The sequence below is a fragment of the Arthrobacter sp. SLBN-122 genome (genome assembly GCF_006715165.1).
Lineage (GTDB): Bacteria > Actinomycetota > Actinomycetes > Actinomycetales > Micrococcaceae > Arthrobacter.
The window spans coordinates 1,661,473-1,685,128 of the sequence record NZ_VFMS01000001.1 but is presented as its reverse complement, the minus strand read 5'-3'; the positions used below and the strand labels follow the sequence as shown (position 1 = coordinate 1,685,128).

17 protein-coding genes and 3 rRNA genes are annotated in these 23,656 nt (G+C 63.4%); 16 read left to right on the top strand and 4 right to left on the bottom strand.

Annotated elements, in window-relative coordinates:
* From FBY36_RS07870 to FBY36_RS07845, 6 genes are all read left to right on the top strand, one after another.
* Positions 1–1,083 carry a FecCD family ABC transporter permease gene (locus FBY36_RS07870; protein ID WP_142118340.1) on the top strand — a complete coding sequence of 361 codons (1,083 nt, stop codon included), beginning with the start codon at positions 1–3 and terminating at the stop codon, positions 1,081–1,083.
* A gap of 68 nt (positions 1,084–1,151) precedes the next feature.
* On the top strand, positions 1,152–2,195 hold the full coding sequence (locus FBY36_RS07865; protein WP_235008757.1) for a FecCD family ABC transporter permease: 1,044 nt from the start codon (positions 1,152–1,154) through the stop codon (positions 2,193–2,195).
* Position 2,196: 1 nt separating this feature from the next.
* Positions 2,197–3,012 (top strand): ABC transporter ATP-binding protein, encoded by an 816-nt coding sequence (locus tag FBY36_RS07860; protein ID WP_142118337.1) that lies wholly within the window; start codon positions 2,197–2,199, stop codon positions 3,010–3,012.
* Complete coding sequence (locus FBY36_RS07855) at positions 3,009–4,064, top strand: siderophore-interacting protein (RefSeq protein ID WP_142118335.1); 1,056 nt, start codon at positions 3,009–3,011, stop codon at positions 4,062–4,064. The genes FBY36_RS07860 and FBY36_RS07855 overlap by 4 nt, the downstream gene beginning before the upstream one ends.
* A gap of 321 nt (positions 4,065–4,385) precedes the next feature.
* Complete coding sequence (locus FBY36_RS07850; protein ID WP_235008756.1) at positions 4,386–6,593, top strand: CBM96 family carbohydrate-binding protein; 2,208 nt, start codon at positions 4,386–4,388, stop codon at positions 6,591–6,593.
* Positions 6,594–6,721: 128 nt separating this feature from the next.
* The gene (locus FBY36_RS07845) at positions 6,722–7,567 is read left to right on the top strand and encodes an SGNH/GDSL hydrolase family protein (protein ID WP_142118331.1); all 846 of its coding nucleotides are present in this window, start codon (positions 6,722–6,724) and stop codon (positions 7,565–7,567) included.
* Here the strand turns inward: FBY36_RS07845 and FBY36_RS07840 are convergent.
* Positions 7,564–7,869 carry a YciI family protein gene (locus tag FBY36_RS07840; protein ID WP_142118329.1) on the bottom strand — a complete coding sequence of 102 codons (306 nt, stop codon included), beginning with the start codon at positions 7,867–7,869 and terminating at the stop codon, positions 7,564–7,566. The two genes, FBY36_RS07845 and FBY36_RS07840, sit on opposite strands and share 4 nt — an antisense overlap.
* A 61-nt stretch (positions 7,870–7,930) precedes the next feature.
* Between FBY36_RS07840 and FBY36_RS07835 the strand changes: the two genes are divergently transcribed.
* Both FBY36_RS07835 and FBY36_RS07830 read left to right on the top strand, forming a co-directional pair.
* Positions 7,931–8,428 carry a MarR family winged helix-turn-helix transcriptional regulator gene (locus tag FBY36_RS07835; protein WP_142118327.1) on the top strand — a complete coding sequence of 166 codons (498 nt, stop codon included), beginning with the start codon at positions 7,931–7,933 and terminating at the stop codon, positions 8,426–8,428.
* A 44-nt stretch (positions 8,429–8,472) separates the two neighbouring features.
* The gene (locus tag FBY36_RS07830; protein WP_142118325.1) at positions 8,473–9,234 is read left to right on the top strand and encodes an SGNH/GDSL hydrolase family protein; all 762 of its coding nucleotides are present in this window, start codon (positions 8,473–8,475) and stop codon (positions 9,232–9,234) included.
* 16 nt (positions 9,235–9,250) lie between these two features.
* Here FBY36_RS07830 and FBY36_RS07825 read toward each other — a convergent pair whose 3' ends face one another.
* The 3 genes from FBY36_RS07825 to FBY36_RS07815 are packed head-to-tail and all read right to left on the bottom strand — an operon-like array spanning position 9,251 to position 12,055.
* Positions 9,251–10,000, bottom strand: a complete 750-nt coding sequence (locus tag FBY36_RS07825; RefSeq protein ID WP_200830566.1) for an FAD:protein FMN transferase — start codon at positions 9,998–10,000, stop codon at positions 9,251–9,253.
* Positions 10,001–10,055: 55 nt separating this feature from the next.
* Entirely contained in the window at positions 10,056–10,580 is a 525-nt protein-coding gene (locus FBY36_RS07820; RefSeq protein WP_142118321.1) for an FMN-binding protein, read from the bottom strand.
* Positions 10,577–12,055, bottom strand: coding sequence for a ferredoxin reductase family protein (locus FBY36_RS07815; protein WP_142118319.1), 1,479 nt, complete (start codon positions 12,053–12,055; stop codon positions 10,577–10,579). The genes FBY36_RS07820 and FBY36_RS07815 overlap by 4 nt, the downstream gene beginning before the upstream one ends.
* Positions 12,056–12,373: 318 nt before the next feature.
* Between FBY36_RS07815 and rpmB the strand changes: the two genes are divergently transcribed.
* The 8 genes from rpmB to FBY36_RS07775 all read left to right on the top strand — a co-directional run bounded on the left by rpmB (position 12,374) and on the right by FBY36_RS07775 (position 23,411).
* The gene (gene rpmB / locus FBY36_RS07810; RefSeq protein ID WP_142118317.1) at positions 12,374–12,610 is read left to right on the top strand and encodes a 50S ribosomal protein L28; all 237 of its coding nucleotides are present in this window, start codon (positions 12,374–12,376) and stop codon (positions 12,608–12,610) included.
* Positions 12,610–12,777, top strand: coding sequence for a 50S ribosomal protein L33 (gene rpmG, locus FBY36_RS07805; RefSeq protein ID WP_013602737.1), 168 nt, complete (start codon positions 12,610–12,612; stop codon positions 12,775–12,777). Before rpmB ends, rpmG begins: the two co-directional genes overlap by 1 nt.
* A 2-nt stretch (positions 12,778–12,779) precedes the next feature.
* On the top strand, positions 12,780–13,085 hold the full coding sequence (gene rpsN / locus FBY36_RS07800; protein ID WP_142029403.1) for a 30S ribosomal protein S14: 306 nt from the start codon (positions 12,780–12,782) through the stop codon (positions 13,083–13,085).
* Between the two features lie 636 nt (positions 13,086–13,721).
* Positions 13,722–15,243: ribosomal RNA gene (locus tag FBY36_RS07795) — 16S ribosomal RNA — on the top strand.
* A 512-nt stretch (positions 15,244–15,755) separates the two neighbouring features.
* Positions 15,756–18,895: ribosomal RNA gene (locus FBY36_RS07790) — 23S ribosomal RNA — on the top strand.
* A 171-nt stretch (positions 18,896–19,066) separates the two neighbouring features.
* Positions 19,067–19,183: ribosomal RNA gene (gene rrf, locus FBY36_RS07785) — 5S ribosomal RNA — on the top strand.
* The 16S, 23S and 5S rRNA genes sit together here, the layout of an rRNA operon.
* Before the next feature lie 92 nt (positions 19,184–19,275).
* Positions 19,276–20,283 carry a LacI family DNA-binding transcriptional regulator gene (locus FBY36_RS07780; RefSeq protein WP_142118315.1) on the top strand — a complete coding sequence of 336 codons (1,008 nt, stop codon included), beginning with the start codon at positions 19,276–19,278 and terminating at the stop codon, positions 20,281–20,283.
* Between the two features lie 95 nt (positions 20,284–20,378).
* A complete protein-coding gene (locus tag FBY36_RS07775; protein WP_142118313.1) occupies positions 20,379–23,411 on the top strand; it encodes a glycoside hydrolase family 2 TIM barrel-domain containing protein in 3,033 nt (1,010 codons plus the stop codon).
* Positions 23,412–23,656 lie beyond the last annotated feature (245 nt).

Sequence of the window (23,656 nt, the reverse complement as noted above, 5' to 3'; positions counted from 1 at the left end):
ATGAGTACGACGACGGCATGTCCGGTCACGGGCACCGGCACCCCGGTGCCGGCCAAGGGAGCCGCTGCCCCCCGCCGCGGCGATGCTTCGGGAACGAAGCGCACCGCCTGGCTGGTTGCCGCCGTCGTCGTGCTGGTGCTGGTGGCCGGAGCATCGCTGGCCGTGGGGGCGCGGGACGTTGCCCTGGGTGATGTCTGGCAGGCCCTCGCCGCGTTCGATCCCACGAACGGTGACCATGCCGTGGTCCAGGCCCGCATCCCGCGCACGCTCCTGGGCCTGCTGGCCGGGGGCGCCCTGGGCCTGGCCGGTGCCGCGATGCAGGGAGTCGCCCGCAATCCGCTGGCCGATCCCGGCATCATTGGCGTCAATGCCGGAGCTGCCCTGGCCGTGGTCATCGGAATCTACGTCTTCGGCGTGGCCAGCTTCTCCGGCTACGTCTGGTTCGCCTTTCTCGGGGCCGCCGCTGCCGCCGTCGTGGTGTACCTCATCGCCTCGCTGGGCAGGGATGGTGCCACTCCGGTAAAACTCGCGCTGGCGGGGGCCGCGCTCAGCGCCGGACTGTCCTCGCTCATGAATGTCATCCTGGTCTCCAGCCAGGACACCCTGGACAGGTTCCGCTTCTGGCAGGTGGGCGGCATCGCGGGCCGTGACTGGACCGTGCTTCTGCCCGGACTGCCGTTCCTGGCCGCCGGTGCCCTCCTCGTGCTGCTGGCCGGCCGGACCCTCAACGGCCTGGCCCTGGGGGACGACGTGGCCCGGGGACTTGGCCAGCGGGTTGGGGCGTCCCGCGCCGTGGTGGCCCTTGGCATCGTCCTGCTGTGCGGTACGGCTACCGCGCTGGCGGGGCCCATCGGCTTCGTGGGCCTGGTGGTACCGCATGCCGTGCGCTTCCTGACCGGCCCCGACTACCGCTGGATCCTGCCCTTTTCCCTGGTGCTGGCCCCCGTCCTGCTGATGGGTGCCGACATCCTTGGGCGGGTGGTCCTGCTTCCGGGCGAAGTCCCAGCCGGCATCATGACCGCCCTGGTGGGTGCGCCGGTGTTCGTATGGCTGATCCGCCGCGGAAAGGGGGCCGGGCTGTGACGCTCCTCAAACCCCGGCTTGCTCCATCAGATATGGCTGCTATAACCCCCTCTAAGGGACCACAACTGATGGAGCAACGCCGGGGACGCCCGCACCTGAACCGGACCGCCGTGTTGGCAGCCGCCGTGGTGCTCCTGTTCTTCGCGTCTGTGCTGCTGGGCAGCTACACGGTGACCATCCCGGACCTCTTCACCATCGTGGTCAACCATGTGAGCGGCGGTGCGAAAATTCCCGGCGCCAGCTTCATCGTGATGGAGAACAAGCTTCCGCGGGCCGTCACCGGCACCATGATCGGAATCGCCTTCGGGCTGGCCGGCGCACTGTTCCAGACCATGCTGCGGAACCCGCTCGCCAGCCCTGACGTCATCGGCATCAGTTCCGGCGCCAGTGCAGCCGCCGTGACCGCCATTGTCATTTTCGGCGCCTCCGGTGCTGTTGTTTCCGCGGCGGCGTTCGTGGGCGCGCTGGCCGTGGCCGCCCTGATCCATGGGATCTCCAGCGGCGGGGCTGTCCGCGGGACCGGGCGGGGGAATGCCGCGGGAAACCGGCTGGTCCTGGCCGGTATCGGGATCGCGGCCGCCCTGCACGCCGTGGTCAGTTTCCTGATGACCCGCGCCGACATCCGCACCGCCGCCGACGTCCTGGTCTGGCTCAACGGATCCTTGAACTCCGCCAACTGGGACCGGGCCGGAGTCCTGTTCCTGGCGCTCGTGGTGCTGGTTCCCGCCGTCGTGGTCGTTGCCGGTCCGCTGCGCATCCTGGAACTGGGCGACGATGCCGCGGGCGGATTGGGCGTGCGCGTCAACGGGGCCCGCCTGGCATTGGTGCTCATTGCGGTGGCGCTCGCGGCCGTGGCGACCGCGGCCGCCGGCCCGGTCTCATTCGTCGCCTTCCTCGCCGGTCCCATCGCCCGCCGCTTCGCCTGCAAAGCCAGCCTGCCGGCGTCGGCTCTGGTGGGTGCCCTGATTGTCCTGGCGGCGGACTTCGTCGCCGCGAACCTCGCCCCGCTGTTCCTGGACGGCACCGTCCTGCCGGTGGGTGTGGCCACCGGCGCGCTCGGCGCCCCGTTCCTGCTGTGGCTCCTGGTCACGGCCAACCGAAAGGATTCCTGACGTGGCAGTTCTCGAAGCCCAGGACCTGACGCTCACCTACGGCCAGCGCTGTGTGGTGGACGGGCTCAGTGTCCGGATTCCCGCGGGCAAGGTGACCATGATCGTGGGGGCAAACGCCTGCGGAAAGTCCACCCTGCTCCGCGGACTGTCCCGGCTCCTGAAGCCCTCCGGCGGCGCCGTGACCCTCGACGGCAGGGACATCCATACCCGGCCCGCCCGCGAACTGGCCCGGACCCTCGGCCTGCTTCCCCAGCACCCCACCGCACCGGATGGCATCACCGTCCGCGACCTGGTGGGACGCGGGCGCTACCCGCACCAGGGTTTCTTCCGGAGTTGGAGTGAAAAGGACGACGCCGCCGTGCAGGGTGCGCTGAAAGCCACCGGAACGCTGGACCTGGCCGGGCGCGACGTGGACGAACTGTCCGGCGGCCAGCGGCAGCGGGCCTGGATTGCGATGGCGCTGGCCCAGGAAACCGACGTCCTGCTGCTGGACGAACCCACCACCTACCTCGACCTGGCCCACCAGGTGGAGGTTCTGGACCTGGTCACGGACCTGAACCGCAGGCACGGCACCACCGTGGCCATCGTCCTGCACGATCTGAACCTGGCCGCGCGCTACGCCGACAACGTCATCGCCATGAAGGACGGTGCCGTGGCGGCAGTGGGGTCCCCGCGCGAGGTGGTGACGGAAGAATTGGTCCGCGACGTCTTCGGCCTGGAGAGCAGGGTCATCCCGGACCCCGTCTCGGCCACCCCGCTGATCATTCCCATCGGCCGCCACCACGTCCCCGCCAACGATCTGGAGCTCGTTTCATGAAGACCCGCGACAACGCACCTGCCCAGCCTGTGACCGCCCAGCCGATGAGCCTTGCCTTCGAGGTGACCGTATCCTCCGTCCAGCAGCTCAGCCCCACGTTCCGGAGGATCACGTTCGGAGGCTACTCGCTGCGTGATTTCGGCGTCCACGGCCATACCCTGGACCTCCGGATCAAGCTCCTGATTCCGTCCCTGGCCCCGGACGGCTCACAGTTGCCGCTGCCTGCGTTCCACACGGGCCAGGCCGGGTGGTACCGCGACTGGCTTGCGATGGACCCGGAAGTGCGTGGCTCCATGCGGACCTACACCGTCCGCGAGGCACGGCTGGACGGGGTGTACCCCGAGATCGACGTCGACTTCGTGATGCACCTCGACGGGCCGGACAGCACCGGACCCGCCGCCGGCTGGGCCCTCAACGCCCGGCCCGGCGACGCCCTCACCATCATCGGCCCCAACAACCGCGCCGCCCATTGCGTCACCGCGGAGACCTACTCCGGCATCGAATGGCGTCCCGGCCTGGCCCAGCGCATCCTGCTTGCCGGCGACGAGACCGCCGTCCCGGCCATCTCCGCCATCCTCGGAACGCTCCCGGCGTACATGAGCGGGCACGCATTCCTTGAGGTTCCGCAGGCCGGCGACTTCCTGGAGCTCCACTCCCCGGCCGACATCGAAATCACCTGGCTGGCCCGCGGCGCCACCATCGGCCGCTCCCGGCCCCACGGCCAACTCCTGCAGGAGGCCGTGCGCAAAGCCGTCCCCGAGCCGGGCTGGGTGGGCATCAGAACGGACGACGGCGGCGCAGGGCCCGAGCCCGAGGACGTCAACGTGGACACGGACATCCTTTGGGAGACGCCCGCCCGCCTGGAGACCGCGGACATCAGCGCCACCAAGAACCCCGCCATGCCCGCGGGCGCCATGCCCTTCTACGCCTGGATAGCCGGCGAAGCAGCCGTCATCAAGGACCTGCGGCGCTACCTGGTGCGCGACGTGGGGATGGACCGGAAACAGGTGGCCTTCATGGGTTACTGGCGGAAGGGCAAAGCCGAAGGCTAGCTTCGGCCCTTGGTTGAGGCGCCGTAACTGCCGACTTGCCGTCGCTTAGACACCTCCCGGCGCTTCCTTCGGCCGCGGGCGGCCTCACTCAGCTCTGGTGTCGGCGATGCGCTCCTACGCAAGTCGTCAGTCACGGCTCGTTGTGGCGTCACTTCAGCCTGCTCCCGCGTAACACACGTTTTCAAGAATCTCCAGATCGGTAATTGCTATGTCATAGGGTGTGACAAGCCGTATGCTTCGGTTATTTCAACTGGAACATTAAGGTCTCATTCCATGAAAACCATCCTGCGGCGGGCTATTTCTGCCCTGACACTTTTAGTCATGCTCGTTTCGCTCGCGGTAGTGGGCAGCGTGGCCAACGCGGTTGGAGCGCTGACATTCGCGCCGACCGCCGACACTTACGTTCAGGCCGACCGGCCAACAGAGAACTTCGGGACCAGCGTCCGATGGTCCACGGAGGGCCGGACAAGCATCGCGCGGAACAGTCTGCTGCGGTTCAACGTCCAGGTCCCTGCCGGGGAGCACATCGTCTCGGCAAAGCTGCGGGCCTACTCCGAGGCGGCGGCAACATCGACTGAGTTTGTGGATGTTTACACCACGAGCGGGGCATGGACCGAAACGGGCGTCACCTGGAACAACGCGCCGGCGCGCGGGACCTGGCTGGGCAAGACCGGCGGGTTCTCCAACGGCGCCTGGGTGGAATGGGACGTCACCAGGGGCGTCACCGCCACCGGCGGTGAGCAGAACTTCAGGCTGGAATCCGGCGTTCAGAAGTGGCTGGGCTTCAAATCGAACCAGGCCTTGGACGCAGCGCTCCGCCCCAAGCTGGTGATCACCACCGAGGCTGACGTGGTGGTGGCGAACCCCACCCCGACGCCGACCCCCACCCCCACACCTGCGCCCACTGATCCGAGTGGTGCCCAGGCTGCCACCACGCAGAACTGGGGCGCTCCCGTCGCCGGGGACGAGTTCAATTACACCGGAGCCCCGGACGCAACCAAATGGAGCGTCTACAACAGCGCAGGACACGCCGGCAAGGGCATCCGCAGCCCACAGCAGGTAAAAGTGGACGGCTCCAAAATGGTCATGAACGGAACACCCGACGGGACAACCGCCGGCATGTCCGCGAAGTTCGCCCGCCAGAAGTACGGGCGGTGGGAGGTCCGCGCCGCCGGGTCGGGCGACAACGAATACCACATGGTCTCGATCCTGTGGCCGGACAGCGGGAACTGGCCTTGCGACGGTGAAGTGGATTACGCGGAAACATCGGGCGACTGGAACGTCATCAAGTTCTTCCAGCACTTCTCCTGCAGCAACTCCCAGACCAGGGCCAGCAAGACGCTGGACGTCTCCCAGTTCCACAACTACGCCGTGGACTGGTCCCCCGCCGGGATGGTCGGTTACGTGGATGGCGTGAAGTGGTTCGAGGACAACGACCCCACCCACCAGCCGCCAGGCAGCATGCACCAGACGCTGCAGCTGGATTGGTTCCCGGATTCCACTGCTGACGGTGCAGGGGAAATGCGCGTGGACTGGGTACGTGTTTACCCGGCTGCAGGCGCGGCCGGCCTGAGCCCGGCGCCTACCCCCACCCCGACGTCCAGCCCGGCGCCTACCTCTAGCCCGACCCCGGCGCCTACCACTCCGCCGTCGGGTGATTCTTTCGAATTCGCGGCCGTTGGCGACATGAACCCTGCAGGAAATACGTCGACGAGCTCGGCGTCCGGTAAGAATGCTGCAAGCATCATCGGCGGCCTCAACGACGGTTCGTTGGATAATTTCCTCGCAATCGGGGACTTCCAGTACGACAAGGGGACCTGCTCGACGCTGGGGGCATGGAACACGCTGTGGGGCGGCTTGAAGGCCAAGACGTACTGGACCACGGGCCCCAACCACGACCTGGAGCCGGGTGTAAATGATGACGTGGACCGGTTCATGGACGGCCAATGCGTGAGTACCACCAAGTCCGCTACCAGCACTACTCTGGGCCGGTTCCAGGATGCCATGGAGTGGTATTCGTTCGATAAGGGCAACTGGCACATCCTGGTGGCGCCCACCGCAACGTGGCGGTACAACGCGTCCCGGGCGCAGGCCATGACCGCGGAAATGGACGCTGACCTGAAGGCGGCCAAGGCCGCCGGGAAACATCTGGCTGCCGTCTACCATGACCCATATTTCACCTCCAACACGTCCAGCCACACCCGCTTCACCCAGGCGAAGCCTTGGATCGACATGTTCTGGAACAACCGGGTGAAAGTGTTGCTGTCCGGCTCCCAGCACAACTATGAGCGGACCTGCCCTGTGAACAACGCGGACCAATGCGTACCGGACGGCATGCAGCAGTTCCAGGTGTCCACTGGCGGTATCGGCCTCCGCTCGTTCACCAGCGACCCGGCCTACATCCAGCGGAAGTTCAGCGACACCTGGGGCCACCTGAGGATGAGCTTGAAGGCTGACGGCTCCTACACTTGGGAGTTCCGTCCGGTCCAGGGAGGGATGCAGACCGACAGCGGGTCACGGACACCATGATGACCGGCCCGTTCCCTATGGGAGGGAACGGGCCCGGGCACTCCGCAGCCGCCTCACCTCGACGCCCGCGCACTTACTGTTCATCCCGGCGTCGTCCTTGCTTTTCTTTGTGCCGTTAGGTTGGGGCGGTGGCGCGTGATTCCTTGCTCCCTGACTCCGGGCGGCGGGTCTTTGTTGCCCTTGGCGACTCCTTCACCGAAGGGGTGGGGGACCGGGATGAGCGGCTGCCCAATGGCGTGCGGGGGTGGGCCGACCGGGTGGCCGAGAAACTCGCCAAGGCACAGCCGGGGTGGAAGTACGCCAACCTGGCCGTCCGAAGCAAACGGCTGCGGCACATTATCGACGAGCAACTGGAACCGGCACTGCAGATGCGGCCAACCCTGGTCACCCTCTACGCCGGCGGAAACGACATCCTGGACCTGAAGACGGACATGGCAGCACTCATGGCGGACTACGAACGGTTTGTTGCCCGGCTCGCCGGCACCGGTGCCACGGTGGTCCTCTTCACCGGATTCGACGTCAAGGTTTCCGCGCTCCTGGAGCCGTTGAAGAAGCGCAACACCTATTACAACCAGCGGGTGCGGGAGATCGCGGACCAGTACGGCGCGGTGCTGGTGGACTACTGGTGCCTGGACGCCTTCCACGACCGGCGCATGTGGGACTCGGACCGGCTCCACATGTCCAAAGCGGGGCACAAATACCTGGCCGGGCAGGTGCTGGACCAACTGGGTGTGCCGCACAAGATCAAGCCCAGGGACTGGGAGCAGCCGCCCCGGCTCGGCCTGCGGGAGTGGGAGCGGCGCCAGCGGCGCTGGGTCCACGACTGGGTGCTGCCGCTCTTTGGCCGCAAGCTCCGCGGCGTAACGCTGGGGGATACGCTCAGCCCGCGCTGGCCCGGGCCGGTGAAGGTCCCGCGGAAAGGCGGGCTGAAGAAGGTCGCCGCGGAATTGCCCGACGGCGGCAGCCCACCCTAGCTGGTTTGTGCGGGCGGGGTGTCCAACAGGTTTTCGAACCCCGGGGCCACCCGGCCGGCGTGGAATTCCAACACCTCAAAGTCGGCCACGCCGTTGACGTAGAACGGGTCCTGCGCCAGGCTCGCGTCCAGGGTTTCCCGTTCCGACTGCGAGAGCAGCAGTCCTCCGGTGCGGGGGATCTTGCGGCCGGCCGCAATGAAGACGCCGTCGTCGAACGCCTTCTGCAGCCAGGCGATGTGGGCGTCGTTGTGGAAGTCCACGATCTCCTGCGGCACGCGGTAGGTGAGGGAGACAACATACATGAGGCCAAGCCTACCGGTGCTGCAGCAAGCTACTTGAAAGATCAATCGTAGAATGGAGCCCATGACCGAATCCCGCTGGCTCACCGCTGACGAACGCCGCGCCTGGTTGGCGCTGGTGAGCATCAATACGCTGCTGCCCGCGGCGCTCGACACCAGGCTGCATGCAGCGGGGAAGCTGTCCCTCTTCGACTACACGGTCCTGGCCATGTTGTCCGAGGCCGAGGACCGGTTCCTGCCCATGAGCGAACTCGCTGCGCGCAGCAGCGCTTCACTGTCCCGCCTGTCGCACGTGGTCACCAAGCTGCAGAAGCGCGGCTGGGTGGAACGGCGTCCCCACCCCCACGATGCAAGGGTGACCACAGTACACCTCACCGAGGAGGGCATGGCCACCATCGTCGGGCTGGCCCCGGGCCACGTGGAGGACGTGCGCGACCTGTTCCTCGACGCCCTGACGGAGCAGGATGTGCTGGACCTGGCCCGGATCGGCGAAAAAGTGGTGGGACGCCTGGACAAGGACCACTGGATCCTGCGCGAGACGCAGCCTGACCCGGCCATATAACCGACTGATTGGTTGCTCCCGGCAACGGATGGCAAACTGGCCGCATGGATTTTTCTTCCCGGTTCGTGGCCCTTGGCGACTCATTCACCGAAGGCGTCGGAGACGACGACCCCACACGCCCCAACGGTGTTCGCGGCTGGGCAGACCGGGTGGCAGAGCAGCTCTGCGCCGCCGATCCTGACTTCGGCTACGCCAACCTGGCCATCCGCGGCCGGAAGCTCCGCCAGATCCTGGCCGAGCAGGTGGACTCCGCCGTCGAACTCAACCCCACGCTGGTGAGCATCTATGCCGGTGCCAACGACATCCTTCGCCCGCGCGTGGACATCGATGACCTCCTGGTGGAGTACAACGACGCGGTTGGGAAGCTGGCTGCCACCGGTGCCACCGTTGTCATGTTCACCGGTTTCGATGCCCGGGGTTCAAAGGTTTTTGGCACGATGCGCGGCCGTACCGCCATTTACAACGAGCTGGTCCGGGGAATCGCGGGCGACCACGGCGCGCTGCTGGTGGATTACTGGCGCTTCAGCGAGTACTACGACTGGGGCATGTGGGCGCACGACCGGATGCACATGTCCGCTGCCGGGCACGCCAACATGGCCAAGCGGGTCCTCGAGGTCCTTAAATACGACCACTCCATCGACATCCCGCCGATGTCCCCGGTCCCGGAGTTGAGCGGTGCCGATGCCCTGCGTGCCAACGCCCAGTGGTTCCGCGAGTACGCGGCTCCGTGGGTGGTCCGGCGCGTAACCGGTAAGTCGTCCGGGGACAACCTGCAGCCGAAGTACCCCACGTTCACGCGGCTGTAGGGGTCCCGGCCGTGGCTCAGGCGGGGTGGAACGCCGGCGTCGCCAGGATGGAGCTGTCCGCGCGGATCGCCAGCACGGCAACATCCCATTGCTCCGTGGCACGGTTCAGCACGGTGCTTCCGCCGGCAACGATTGCCGTAGCCAGGACATCGGCCGTGACAATATCGGCCGCGGCCACGGTGACCTGGACAAACTCATTTCCGCGTCCCACCCGCCAAATGTGCTCCCCGCGCTCGGCGGAGCCGGAGGTGGCAATCGCCGTGTGCCGGCTGCTGCCACCCAGTGCGCAGCCCGTGACCAGGGTCCGGCGGTCTGCCGGGTCCACGATGCCGGCCTTCCATGGCTCGCTGCTGCCGGGACGGGGCGAGCCGCTGACCAGGACGTCGCCGCCGGCATTGAGGCACCAATCCTGCCGGCCCAGGGCCAGGAGTGAGGTACCTGCCTCGCGGATTGCATGACCTTTAATAATTCCGGAAAGGTCCAGTACCCCGTCGGGCCGTTCAGGGGTGAAGGCGCCGTCCGTGCGCAGCCGCCATTCATGTGCCTCCGCATACCGCTGGCGCATCTGCTCCGAGGCGCGGCGCAGCGTCAATTCGCCGCGGGCCAGCCTGGCCGCTTCCGAATCCGGGCGGTACAGGCTGAATTTTTCGTCCAGGTCCCGGAAAAGGCGTTCGACGACGGCGGTGGCGGCGGTGAGCTCGTCAAGCCCTGGTTGCCGTTCCGTGGGGGAGCCGATGGGCAGCGTCAAGCCGATGACCGTACCCATGCATTCAAAGGTGCGGGCCTTCAGGATGGGACCGCCGGTTGCTGCGCCCACTGGGTTAGAGGCTGGCGGCATCGATGGCTGCCTGGAGTGAAGCCAGGTACGCGTCGCTGGTGATGGTTGCGCCGCTGACGGTCTGGACATCGGCCGACTGCGCCGTGAGGACCTTGGTGCGGAGCAGGGGTGCCGCGCGGTTGCTGATCTGGATGGACTTGCGGTCGGTGTTGGTCAGCTGCAGGGCGGTGACCTCCGTGATCTTTCCGCTGGCCACCGTGATCTGGACCTGCACGGGACCGAACCGGGTCTGAACCGCGGTTCCCTTGTAGGTGCCGGAGGCTGACGAGCCGGTCGAACCGGTTGAGCCGGTCGAGCCGGCGGAACCTGCCGAACCCGTGCCGGTCGATCCACCTGTGCCGGACGAACCCGTCCCCGTCGACCCGGTGCCCGTTGAATCCGTGGTGCCTGTCGCCGTCGTACTTGTTGCCACCGTGCTGATGCCGCCCACCTGCGTGCCGGCCTGCCATCCAGCCATGAGGATCCCGGCGGAGGCCAGGCCCGCTGCGATTGTTCCGCGTATTTTCACCAGTCAAACCTTTCGTGATGGATCTGTTCTTCACGGACGCCGGCCTTCCCGGCATCCGCTATGACATTGGCCGCCCACGCCGCCGGACCGCAGACATAGACGTCCGCTTCCGCTATGTCCGGCACATAGGAGGCGAGGCTGTAGCCGCTCCGCACGGCGTCTTCCGGAAGCCAGGAGGAGCGGCCCTGCCCCTGTGGCCGCGGCCCGGTGAGTTGGAAGAGCCGAACTCCGCGGGCCCGGCAGAGGTCAAGGATCTCGCGGCCCAGGTACAGCTCCTGGTCTGTGTGGCCGCGAAGCAGGATGGTCGCCTGGCCGGGTGCGAACGGCGTGGTCTCCAGCAGTGCGCGCAGGGGTGTGATGCCGATGCCCGCACCGATCATCACCACCTTGTTCCGGGTCCTTGCAGCCGTGCTGAGCAACCCGTAAGGGCCTTCCAAGGCCACCTTGGTTCCCTTCCGCAGCCGGAGGAGCTGGGCCGAGCCGTTGCCGAGGTTCCGCACGGTGACCCGCAGCGTCCCCTGTCCATCAGGGCCCTGCAGGACAGGCTCGGCGGACAGACTGAACGGGTGCGGATGCCACCACATACCCGGGGCCAGGAAGCGCCAGATGAAGAAGCGTCCGCCCGTGCCTGCCAGCTGGTCCAGCTTCCGGCCGCTCATGACGATGTTCACCACGCCCGGCGCCACGGCATCCACGCGGGCCACGGTCAGCCGGTGCCGTGCCGTGGCCAGCACCGGCTCCAACACCCGGAAGTACACCAGGGCCGTGCCCGTGTAGATGCAGATGGCCAACCAGTACCAGCGCTGCCAGGTGCCGGCCGCAAAGAGGCCGCCCACGCTGAACTGGTGGGGCAATGACGTTGCCACCGCGGCATAGGTCAGGAGGTGCACCACGTACCAGAACTCGTAGGGGAACCGACGCCGGACCGCCACCACAGACGTCACCACGACGGCGATGAACAGCGCCATGGAGACGAATGCCAGCCACATGTCCGGCACCTGGACCCATAGGTTGATGGACTCGGTGACCGGATCCAGCCCCTCGGCCATGCCATACCCAATAACGAGCAGGAGGCCGTGAGTCAGGAGCAGGTACAGGGAGGGCTTTCCCAGCTTCCCGTGGAACTCCAGGGCCCGGTCGTGGCCGATGGTGCGGTCAATGAAAGGGATCCTCGCGGCCAGGAGAAGCATGAGCAGGACCAGGTCCATGCCCACCAATCCGGCCACAATGCCCGCTGCCGTGAATGCAGCGGCGGGTGAGATGATGCCGGTGGCCCCGCCGTCGGCAAGCCAAAGGGCAATCGCAGCGGCAACGGAAGTCCAGGCAATGACCGTCAGGAGATCCGTCCGCAGCATGCGCTGCCGGTACTGGCGGGCGAACCAGCCACGGTAGGGATTCTTCGGTGCTGGCAGTGAAAGCTCCGGGCGGCCGGAGCTGCTTGCGGCCGGTGATGCCGGCAGGAGCTGCGTCTTCATGCATCCACGATGCGCGCAAAAACTATGATCCTGCTGTGAAAAAGGGCCAGCCCTGGCTGTGATGTTTTGGTGGCCCTTATACACCCTTTGCCGCCCGATTGGTCTTTAATTGCGCCAACTCGTAGACTTGGTAGGCGCCAAGTGCGCGGAGCGTGCGCAATTGCTCCGGTTACCCGGTAATTTTCTCCAGGGTGGCCGGTAGTTAGGGGCTCAAGTTGCGTGACTAACCGTTGCCCTTCTTCATTTTTGGGTCGCACTTGGCAGCATGGTCCAGCAGCAGATATGCGGATCATTACTTTCAATTCTTGAGGAGAAGTCATGGCAGCACACTGCCAAGTGACCGGAGCCGAGCCGGGCTTTGGGCACAGCATTTCGCACTCGCACCGCCGCAACAAGCGCCGGTTCGATCCGAACATTCAGAAGAAGCGCTACTGGGTCCCGTCCCTGCGCCGTAATGTCACGCTGCAGGTATCTGCAAAGGGCATCAAGACCATCGACGTACGCGGCATCGACGTTGTCGTCGCCCAGATCCTGGCTCGTGGGGTGAAGCTCTAGTGGCTAAGGACAAGGACGTACGTCCCATCATCAAGCTCAAGTCGACCGCGGGCACGGGTTACACCTACGTAACCCGCAAGAACCGTCGTAACGATCCTGACCGTATGGTCCTGAAGAAGTACGACCCCAAGATCCGCCAGCACGTCGAATTCCGAGAGGAGCGCTAAACATGGCTAAGAAGTCCAAGATTGCTCGCAACGAGCAGCGCAAGGTCATCGTTGCGCGTTACGCTGCAAAGCGCCTCGAGCTGAAGAAGACCCTGGTTGACGAAAACGCAACCGACGAAGCACGCGAAGCAGCCCGCCTGGGCCTGCAGAAGCTGCCCCGCAACGCGTCCCCGATCCGTCTGCGTAACCGCGACATCATCGACGGACGCCCCCGCGGCACGCTCCAGAAGTTCGGCATCTCCCGTGTTCGCTTCCGCGACATGGCTCACCGCGGTGAGCTTCCGGGCGTCACCAAGTCTTCCTGGTAATTCAGCACCGCTGATTCCAACTGCTTGAGAAGGGCCGGCAACCTTAGGGTTGCCGGCCCTTCTGCTGTCTGCAGGCAGGTACTGCAGACTGTGCGGCAGCACACAGAGGGGAATGACGGCGGCGGCAGGCGGCCTGGGTGCCTGCATGCCCCATCGGCCCCGGGATTCCGGGGTTTGGAAGCCGGTGGACGGCCGGTTTGCGGTGTGCCAAGAGTGCGTGTATTGTTTTCTAAGTCGCCGCGGGGGAGACAGCGAAGAGCTGGTAACCGCGGGTGGCAAAACCCCCCCCAAATGCAAGCCAAAATCTGGTTGCTCCTTAGGGCGCCGGAAACTGGTGGGGGCGGTCTTCATGCTGATGGGAATCCTGAAAGACGGATTTGCATCGGGGTGGTTGATCGGGTAAGTTTGAAAAGTTGCTCCGGAGCGATCCTGAACGGAATGTTTGGGTGGTGCCGGGTGTGTCTGTTGTTTGAGAACTCAATAGTGTGCCAAGTTTGTTGATACCGATTTTTTATGAATTGGTTGAATTTGCTGTGCCGCCACCCCGTGGTTGGCATGGTTTTTACAGCTGGTTTCAAATTTTGTGCAGCCGTGGTCGCCGTTATTTCCGGTGGTTGTGGTTGTGTCTGTTTTACTTCAACGGAGAGTTTGATCCTGGCTCAGGATGAACGCTGGCGGCGTGCTTAACACATGCAAGTCGAACGATGAAGGGAGCTTGCTCCTGGATTAGTGGCGAACGGGTGAGTAACACGTGAGTAACCTGCCCTTGACTCTGGGATAAGCCTGGGAAACTGGGTCTAATACCGGATATGACTGACTATCGCATGGTGGTTGGTGGAAAGCTTTTGTGGTTTTGGATGGACTCGCGGCCTATCAGCTTGTTGGTGGGGTAATGGCCTACCAAGGCGACGACGGGTAGCCGGCCTGAGAGGGTGACCGGCCACACTGGGACTGAGACACGGCCCAGACTCCTACGGGAGGCAGCAGTGGGGAATATTGCACAATGGGCGCAAGCCTGATGCAGCGACGCCGCGTGAGGGATGACGGCCTTCGGGTTGTAAACCTCTTTCAGTAGGGAAGAAGCGAAAGTGACGGTACCTGCAGAAGAAGCGCCGGCTAACTACGTGCCAGCAGCCGCGGTAATACGTAGGGCGCAAGCGTTATCCGGAATTATTGGGCGTAAAGAGCTCGTAGGCGGTTTGTCGCGTCTGCCGTGAAAGTCCGGGGCTCAACTCCGGATCTGCGGTGGGTACGGGCAGACTAGAGTGATGTAGGGGAGACTGGAATTCCTGGTGTAGCGGTGAAATGCGCAGATATCAGGAGGAACACCGATGGCGAAGGCAGGTCTCTGGGCATTAACTGACGCTGAGGAGCGAAAGCATGGGGAGCGAACAGGATTAGATACCCTGGTAGTCCATGCCGTAAACGTTGGGCACTAGGTGTGGGGGACATTCCACGTTTTCCGCGCCGTAGCTAACGCATTAAGTGCCCCGCCTGGGGAGTACGGCCGCAAGGCTAAAACTCAAAGGAATTGACGGGGGCCCGCACAAGCGGCGGAGCATGCGGATTAATTCGATGCAACGCGAAGAACCTTACCAAGGCTTGACATGAACCGGTAAGACCTGGAAACAGGTCCCCCGCTTGCGGTCGGTTTACAGGTGGTGCATGGTTGTCGTCAGCTCGTGTCGTGAGATGTTGGGTTAAGTCCCGCAACGAGCGCAACCCTCGTTCTATGTTGCCAGCACGTGATGGTGGGGACTCATAGGAGACTGCCGGGGTCAACTCGGAGGAAGGTGGGGACGACGTCAAATCATCATGCCCCTTATGTCTTGGGCTTCACGCATGCTACAATGGCCGGTACAAAGGGTTGCGATACTGTGAGGTGGAGCTAATCCCAAAAAGCCGGTCTCAGTTCGGATTGGGGTCTGCAACTCGACCCCATGAAGTCGGAGTCGCTAGTAATCGCAGATCAGCAACGCTGCGGTGAATACGTTCCCGGGCCTTGTACACACCGCCCGTCAAGTCACGAAAGTTGGTAACACCCGAAGCCGGTGGCCTAACCCCTTGTGGGAGGGAGCTGTCGAAGGTGGGACTGGCGATTGGGACTAAGTCGTAACAAGGTAGCCGTACCGGAAGGTGCGGCTGGATCACCTCCTTTCTAAGGAGCACCTACAAATCGTTCATGCCGCGTATGTGGTGGTGGGGGTTTGTCAGGAAGCAAAGCCCGTTGCGCAGACGCAAGTTCTGCGGCGGGTGCTCATGGGTGGAATATCAACAAATAGCGGCCGCGTTGTTTTCTTCTTGTCCTAGTACGAGCCAGTGATGGTTCTGGAACGGTGGGTGGGGGACGGGGTGGTTTAGTGTTTGGCACACTGTTGGGTCCTGAGGCAACAGGGCCGCGGGTCTTTTGGCTTGTGGGTTTGTTTGTTTCTGGTTTCCCTGCCATGACGCCTCCGCGCATGCTGGCTCCCTTTTGGGGGTTGTGTGTGGGGGTGTGTGGTGTGGGGTTGTTGTTTGAGAACTACATAGTGGACGCGAGCATCTTGTATAAGAAGCAATTTCCAAGATAATGAACCTGGATCTGGCTGTGTTGTTGATGCCCTTTTGGGGTGTTGGGAGCGTGGTTGGTTTTCATGGTTCTCTCGAGTGTTTTTTGTTTTTGATCTTTGTGGTCAAGTTTTTAAGAGCACACGGTGGATGCCTTGGCATTAGGAGCCGAAGAAGGACGTAGGAATCTGCGATAAGCCTGGGGGAGTCGATAACCGGACTGTGATCCCAGGGTGTCCGAATGGGGAAACCCCGCCAAGCGCGCGAGTGACTTGGTGACCCGTACCTGAACACATAGGGTGCGTGGGGGGAACGCGGGGAAGTGAAACATCTCAGTACCCGCAGGAAGAGAAAACAATAGTGATTCCGTTAGTAGTGGCGAGCGAACGCGGATCAGGCTAAACCGTTCCATGTGTGATAGCCGGCGGGCGTTGCATGGTCGGGGTTGTGGGACTTTCCGTACCAGTTCTGCCGGGCTGGTGGGGTGTGATGTGCGCGCATAGGTGAACGGTTTTGAAAGGCCGGCCAGAGAGGGTGTTAGTCCCGTAACCGTAATGTGTTTGTACCGCCTGTGAGAGTATCCCAAGTAGTACGGGGCCCGAGAAATCCCGTGCGAATCTGTCAGGACCACCTGATAAGCCTAAATACTCCCTAATGACCGATAGCGGACCAGTACCGTGAGGGAAAGGTGAAAAGTACCCCGGGAGGGGAGTGAAACAGTACCTGAAACCGTGTGCTTACAATCCGTCGGAGCCAGTCTGATTCTGGTGACGGCGTGCCTTTTGAAGAATGAGCCTGCGAGTTAGTGTTACGTCGCGAGGTTAACCCGTGTGGGGCAGCCGTAGCGAAAGCGAGTCTGAATAGGGCGTTGCAGTGGCGTGATCTAGACCCGAAGCGAAGTGATCTACCCATGGCCAGGTTGAAGCGACGGTAAGACGTCGTGGAGGACCGAACCCACTTCAGTTGAAAATGGAGGGGATGAGCTGTGGGTAGGGGTGAAAGGCCAATCAAACTTCGTGATAGCTGGTTCTCCCCGAAATGCATTTAGGTGCAGCGTTGCGTGTTTCTTGCTGGAGGTAGAGCTACTGGATGGCTAATGGGCCCTACAAGGTTACTGACGTCAGCCAAACTCCGAATGCCGGTAAGTGAGAGCGCAGCAGTGAGACTGTGGGGGATAAGCTTCATAGTCGAGAGGGAAACAGCCCAGACCACCAACTAAGGCCCCTAAGCGTGTGCTAAGTGGGAAAGGATGTGGAGTTGCCCAGACAACCAGGAGGTTGGCTTAGAAGCAGCCACCCTTAAAAGAGTGCGTAATAGCTCACTGGTCAAGTGATTCCGCGCCGACAATGTAGCGGGGCTCAAGTACACCGCCGAAGTTGTGGATTTCGGATTTTAGCTAAGCTGCTTCCTTGTGGAGTTAGTTCAGGCGTCCGGAGTGGTAGGGGAGCGTCGTGTGGGCGGTGAAGTCGCGGTGTAAACCAGCGGTGGAGCCTACACGAGTGAGAATGCAGGCATGAGTAGCGAAAGACGGGTGAGAAACCCGTCCGCCGAATGATCAAGGGTTCCAGGGTCAAGCTAATCTGCCCTGGGTAAGTCGGGACCTAAGGCGAGGCCGACAGGCGTAGTCGATGGACAACGGGTTGATATTCCCGTACCGGCGAAAAACCGCCCATGCTGAGCGGGGGATACTAACTGCCCGAGACCTGCCCGATCACCCTTGTGGTGTGAGGGTTTTGGTGGAGCGCAGGACCTGATCCCGGGAGGCAAGCGTATTAACAGGTGTGACGCAGGAAGGTAGCCGAGCCGGGCGATGGTTGTCCCGGTCTAAGGATGTAGGGCGAGTGGTAGGCAAATCCGCCACTCACGAAGCCTGAGATCTGATGGGACCCCCGTTTGGGGGGATTTGGTGATCCTATGCTGCCGAGAAAAGCATCGACGCGAGGTTTTAGCCGCCCGTACCCCAAACCGACACAGGTGATCAGGTAGAGAATACCAAGGCGATCGAGAGAATTATGGTTAAGGAACTCGGCAAAATGCCCCCGTAACTTCGGGAGAAGGGGGGCCCCAACCTTGAACGGTACTAGCGACCGGGAGGGGATCGGGGCCGCAGAGACCAGGGGGAAGCGACTGTTTACTAAAAACACAGGTCCGTGCGAAGTCGCAAGACGATGTATACGGACTGACTCCTGCCCGGTGCTGGAAGGTTAAGAGGACCGGTTAGCCGCAAGGCGAAGCTGAGAATTTAAGCCCCAGTAAACGGCGGTGGTAACTATAACCATCCTAAGGTAGCGAAATTCCTTGTCGGGTAAGTTCCGACCTGCACGAATGGAGTAACGACTTCCCCGCTGTCTCAACCATAAACTCGGCGAAATTGCAGTACGAGTAAAGATGCTCGTTACGCGCAGCAGGACGGAAAGACCCCGAGACCTTTACTATAGTTTGGTATTGGTGTTCGGAGTGGCTTGTGTAGGATAGGTGGGAGACGTTGAAGCCCGGACGCCAGTTCGGGTGGAGTCATCGTTGAAATACCACTCTGGTCACTTTGGACATCTAACTTCGGCCCGTAATCCGGGTCAGGGACAGTGCCTGATGGGTAGTTTAACTGGGGCGGTTGCCTCCTAAAAAGTAACGGAGGCGCCCAAAGGTTCCCTCAGCCTGGTTGGCAATCAGGTGTCGAGTGTAAGTGCACAAGGGAGCTTGACTGTGAGAGAGACATCTCGAGCAGGGACGAAAGTCGGGACTAGTGATCCGGCGGTACATTGTGGAATGGCCGTCGCTCAACGGATAAAAGGTACCTCGGGGATAACAGGCTGATCTTGCCCAAGAGTCCATATCGACGGCATGGTTTGGCACCTCGATGTCGGCTCGTCGCATCCTGGGGCTGGAGTAGGTCCCAAGGGTTGGGCTGTTCGCCCATTAAAGCGGTACGCGAGCTGGGTTTAGAACGTCGTGAGACAGTTCGGTCCCTATCCGCTGCGCGCGCAGGAAATTTGAGAAGGGCTGTCCTTAGTACGAGAGGACCGGGACGGACGAACCTCTGGTGTGTCAGTTGTACTGCCAAGTGCACCGCTGATTAGCTACGTTCGGATGGGATAACCGCTGAAAGCATCTAAGCGGGAAGCTCGCTTCAAGATGAGATTTCCATACACCCTCGGGTGTGAGAGGCCCCCAGCCAGACCACTGGGTTGATAGGCCGGATGTGGAAGCGAGGACTAACGACTCGTGAAGCTGACCGGTACTAATAGGCCAACAACTTACACCACACAGATATATACAAACTCTGCTAGCGTCCACTATGTGGTTCCCAACCAACAACCCCCAACACCAGGGGAATGGTTGCACGGAACCAACACAACTGAATAACAACACCACAATTGTTGTAACCACACAAGTCTTCCCACACCACCCCACGGGTTGGTGACGGGTACAAGGGTTACGGCGGTCATAGCGTGGGGGAAACGCCCGGTCCCATTCCGAACCCGGAAGCTAAGACCCACAGCGCCGATGGTACTGCACCCGGGAGGGTGTGGGAGAGTAGGTCACCGCCGGACACACATTAGGTCGAGGCCCCAACCAGAACATGGTTGGGGCCTCCCACATTTAACAAAGCACCCGGATTTAACACCGCCTAGACTTACGGTTTATGACTCCCCGAACCCCGAGCCCCAGGGGCCGGCGTGCCACCATCCTGGATGTGGCAGCCGCAGCAGGCGTATCACGCCAGACTGTTACCCGGGCCATGAATGACATGGCAGGCATCAGCGCCGGGACGCGGGAACGGGTCCAGAAACTCGCTGCTGAGATGGGCTACAGCCCCAGCCGCTTCGCGAAAGGCCTTGTCCAGGGTGCGCGGATCTCCGTGGGCCTCGCCATCCCGGACCTGACCAACCCCTACTTCCCCGCCTTCGCGTCGAGTGTGGTGGAGGCTGCCACGGAGCGGGGCTGGAATGTGGTGGTGGATGACTACGGGCATGGAACCGGCAGCGCGGCGGACGCTGCCGCCCGGCTTGCGCCCCAGGTTGATGCATTGATCGGATACCTTGTGCCCCATCCGGACGAGGCGCAGGCACTAATGGGCCGGCGCCCCGTCGTCGCCCTGGACTCGCCGGACGCGGATACCGCCGGCGGGATCTCCTTTGACTACCACCACGCAGCCCGGCTCGCCCTCAGCCATCTTGTTTCCCGTGGGTGCCGGAGCATTGTCTTCCTGGACTCGGACCAGGGCGGACCCTCCGGCAGCCGGAGCGCGGCTGCAGCTGCCGTCGCCGCCGAAGCAGGCATCCACCTTGTCCGCTCCCAGGCGCACCCATCCGCGGCGGCGGCAGCGTCTGCTGTGGCCGTCCATATGGCGGGGGAGGATCGACCTGATGGCATTCTGGCCTTCAATGACCTGATGGCAGCCGGCGCCTTGAAGGCATTGCAGGAGTCAGGCATCTCCGTCCCGGCCGATTGTGCTGTCATCGGCATGGACGGAATTCCCCTCGGAGAACTGGTTACGCCTGAGTTGACCACCCTCTCCCTGGACCTGCGCGCAGTGGGCCGCGCCGCCGTCGGCCTCTTGGATGGTTTGCTCACGGGTACCATCCAGGACCGCAGCCCTGAGGCTCATCTGACCCTGCGGCACCAGCTGATCCTTCGGCAATCAGCCTGACCCCTACCCAAATCGGTAGTAAGCGCATAGGCTTTTGCACTGGTACGTGAACGTTCACGCGCCGCCTCAACGAATGCTCCCCGCTAGGAAAATCAATGCCAGCCCACACCCCCGCCGCAACCCGCGGCCCCCGATCCGCTCCGACAGCCGCAAGCTCCTCCCGCAGCCTCGATCTTGCCGCGGCCGATGTCGCTGAGTTGGCCTCCCTGGGACCCGGCCGGGGAGCACTTCCGGCGCGGGCTTACCTGGAGTCGGATGCACCCCGGCTCTCACTCAACGGGAAATGGTGGTTCCGCCTGAGCCCGGGAATCCGGACGGCGCCCAATGACGGATGGCAGGACGGAAGGGACCTCTCCGGCTTCACACCCTTGCCCGTCCCCTCCAGCTGGAACATGCACGGGCACGGCTCGCCTGCCTACACCAACGTCCAGTTCCCCTTTGCGGTGGAACCGCCCCATGCGCCGGACGCCAACCCCATCGGTGACCACCTGGTGACCTTCGACGCCGGCCCCGAGTTCTTTCCGCGGGCCCTGCTGCGCTTCGATGGGATCGACTCGGCCGCGACCGTGTGGCTGAACAGGGTGGAGCTCGGGACCACCCGCGGGAGCCGGCTGGCCCACGAATTCGACGTCTCCGGCATCCTGGTCGAAGGAGCCAATACACTGGCCGTGCGGGTGGCCCAGTTCTCTGCTGCGAGCTACGTGGAGGACCAAGACATGTGGTGGCTGCCGGGCATCTTCCGGGACGTCACTCTGCAGGCACGGCCGGCGGACGGCATCGATGATGTCTTCGTCCACGCCGGCTATGACCCGGGAACGGGCGAAGGCACGCTCCGTGTGGAGGTGAGCCGGGCGGGGAAGGCGATTGACGCCGTCGTACGCGTTCCGGAACTTGGCCTTGAACTGCCTGCAGGCATGGAACACCATATCTCCGCTGTGGAGCCATGGTCTGCCGAGATCCCGCGACTCTACAACGCAACGGTCAGCACCCTTGGTGAGTCTGTTGCCCTGCAGCTGGGTTTCCGCAGCATTGTCATCGAGGACGCGCAGTTCAAGGTCAACGGCCGCCGGATCCTGCTCCGGGGAGTGAACCGCCACGAGCATCATCCCAGGCTGGGCCGTGTGGTGCCGCGGGACGTGGTGGAGGCGGAGCTGCGCCTGATGAAGCAGCACAACATCAATGCCATCCGGACCTCCCACTACCCACCGCACCCGGAATTCCTTGCACTGGCAGACCAGCTCGGCTTTTACGTGGTCCTTGAATGCGACCTCGAGACGCACGGCTTCCACAGCGCCGGCTGGGCACAGAACCCCAGCGATGATCGGCAGTGGGAGGAGGCCCTGCTGGACCGGATGCGGCGCACCGTTGAGCGCGACAAGAACCATCCTTCGGTGATCATGTGGTCCCTGGGCAACGAGGCCGGCACCGGCCGGAACCTTGCGGCGATGTCGCGCTGGACCAAGGACCGTGACCCCTCCCGCCCCATCCACTACGAGGGCGACTGGTCCTCAGCGGACGTGGACGTCTACTCCCGGATGTATGCCAGCCAGGCCGAGACGGCCCTCATCGGGCAGGGCATCGAGCCACCGCTCGAGGACGCGGAACTGGATGCGCGGCGCCGTGCCATGCCGTTCGTGCTGTGCGAATACGTCCACGCCATGGGGAACGGGCCGGGCGGCATGAGCGAATACCAGGTCCTCTTCGACAAGTATCCGCGGCTGATGGGCGGCTTCGTCTGGGAGTGGCTGGAGCACGGGATCCTTGTTTGCTCGCCGGGCGGTGGCGAGCATTTCGCCTACGGCGGGGACTTTGGCGAGGAAGTCCACGACGGCAACTTCGTCACGGACGGGCTGGTGGACGCCAACCGGAACCCCCGCCCCGGCCTGCTGGATTTCAAGAAGGTGATTGAGCCGCTGCACATCGACGTTTCGGCGACATGGGACAGTTTCACCGTGCGGAACGGGCAGGACTTTGCGGATACCTCTGCCTACCGCTTTCAGTACAAGGTGGAGGACGACGACGGCACGCGGCTGGAGGGAACGGTGGCTGTTGCGCCGCTGGCGGCGCAGTCGACGGCTGCAGTTCAGCTGCCGGCGGAGGTTGCCGGGTATGTGGCGGGACTGCCGCAGGACCAGAGGGCGGTGCTCACCGTCGGCGCTGTGCTGGCCGTGGACACCGGCTGGGCGGCCGCTGGCCACGAGGTTGCGTGGGGGCAGGCTGTCCGTGTCACCTCTCCAGGCGCGGAGGTGCCGGCGGGGGACCTGGTGGAGGCCGGGGATGACGAACTCCGGCTGGGGACCGCGGTGTTCAACCGGGCCACCGGAATGCCAACTTCCATTGGCGGACTTCCCGTGGAAAAGTTCGGCCTGGTCCTTTGGTGGCCCCCGACCGACAACGACCTTGGCCGGGAGTGGGGAGGTCCGGACGAACGGCCACTTGCAACCCAGTGGAAGGACGCGGGACTCGACCGGCTCCACACCCGACTGCTGGGCATCCGCGCGGAGTCTTCTCCCGACGGCGGTGAGCACCTCCGCGTCAGCACGCGCATGGGCGCCGCCGACAAACAGTTCGGTGTGCTGGTGGACTACCTGTGGACCAGCAGCTCCGGCTCCCTGGCCCTGCGGACCCAGGTCCGGCCGGTGGGAGAGTGGGTCAACGCCGGCTTCGAGGTGGAGTGGGCGCGGATCGGACTGGAGCTGGTGCTGGGCTCACAAACCTCCAACGTGCAGTGGTTCGGACAGGGCCCGCACCAGAGTTACCCGGATACGGGCCAGGGTGCCCGGACGGGGTGGTTTGAACTTCCCCTCGGCGAACTGGATGTGGACTATGTCCGTCCGCAGGAATCGGGAGCCCGGTTGGGCGTACGGTCTGCTGTACTGAAGACCGGGGGCAGGGAACTGCGCATTTCCGGTGAACCCTTTGCCCTGACTGTTAGGCCCTACAGCATGCAGGCTCTGGATGCCGCCACACACAGGCCGGATCTGGTACCGGACGGCCGGAGCTACATCTACGTGGACCACGCCATGAGGGGTGTTGGCACCGCGGCCTGTGGGCCCGGCGTTCTGGAGCCATACCGGCTCAAGCCCCGGGAGGCTGACTTCGAGGTGGTCCTCAACGTGCAGGAGTAGCCTCCTTTGGCTCCTTGTCAGATGTGAGCCACTCCATAGAAGCAGCAAACCCGCCCTGGCATCGGAAAGTGGTCTGACGGCAACCCCAAAACCCTGAAATTCCGGTGTTTTTGGGGGTACGGGAGCCTCCTTGGGGTCGATTTGCGGTTGGGTGTAGGGGCGGGTATTGTTTTCTGAGTCGCCGCCGCTGAAGCGGAAAGATAGCGGCCAACCCCCTTACCAGACAGCCTGAAAATGGTTCGCCT

Coding starts and splice junctions, on each gene's coding strand:
- FBY36_RS07825 (WP_200830566.1), bottom strand. CDS start 10,000: ATGGGTACGGTCATCGGCTTGACGCTGCCCATCGGCTCCCCCACGGAA.
- FBY36_RS07830 (WP_142118325.1), top strand. CDS start 8,473: ATGGATTTTTCTTCCCGGTTCGTGGCCCTTGGCGACTCATTCACCGAA.
- FBY36_RS07855 (WP_142118335.1), top strand. CDS start 3,009: ATGAAGACCCGCGACAACGCACCTGCCCAGCCTGTGACCGCCCAGCCG.
- FBY36_RS07835 (WP_142118327.1), top strand. CDS start 7,931: ATGACCGAATCCCGCTGGCTCACCGCTGACGAACGCCGCGCCTGGTTG.
- FBY36_RS07840 (WP_142118329.1), bottom strand. CDS start 7,869: ATGTATGTTGTCTCCCTCACCTACCGCGTGCCGCAGGAGATCGTGGAC.
- FBY36_RS07815 (WP_142118319.1), bottom strand. CDS start 12,055: ATGAAGACGCAGCTCCTGCCGGCATCACCGGCCGCAAGCAGCTCCGGC.
- FBY36_RS07865 (WP_235008757.1), top strand. CDS start 1,152: ATGGAGCAACGCCGGGGACGCCCGCACCTGAACCGGACCGCCGTGTTG.
- FBY36_RS07780 (WP_142118315.1), top strand. CDS start 19,276: ATGACTCCCCGAACCCCGAGCCCCAGGGGCCGGCGTGCCACCATCCTG.
- FBY36_RS07775 (WP_142118313.1), top strand. CDS start 20,379: ATGCCAGCCCACACCCCCGCCGCAACCCGCGGCCCCCGATCCGCTCCG.
- rpsN (WP_142029403.1), top strand. CDS start 12,780: ATGGCTAAGAAGTCCAAGATTGCTCGCAACGAGCAGCGCAAGGTCATC.
- rpmB (WP_142118317.1), top strand. CDS start 12,374: ATGGCAGCACACTGCCAAGTGACCGGAGCCGAGCCGGGCTTTGGGCAC.
- FBY36_RS07870 (WP_142118340.1), top strand. CDS start 1: ATGAGTACGACGACGGCATGTCCGGTCACGGGCACCGGCACCCCGGTG.
- FBY36_RS07850 (WP_235008756.1), top strand. CDS start 4,386: ATGCTCGTTTCGCTCGCGGTAGTGGGCAGCGTGGCCAACGCGGTTGGA.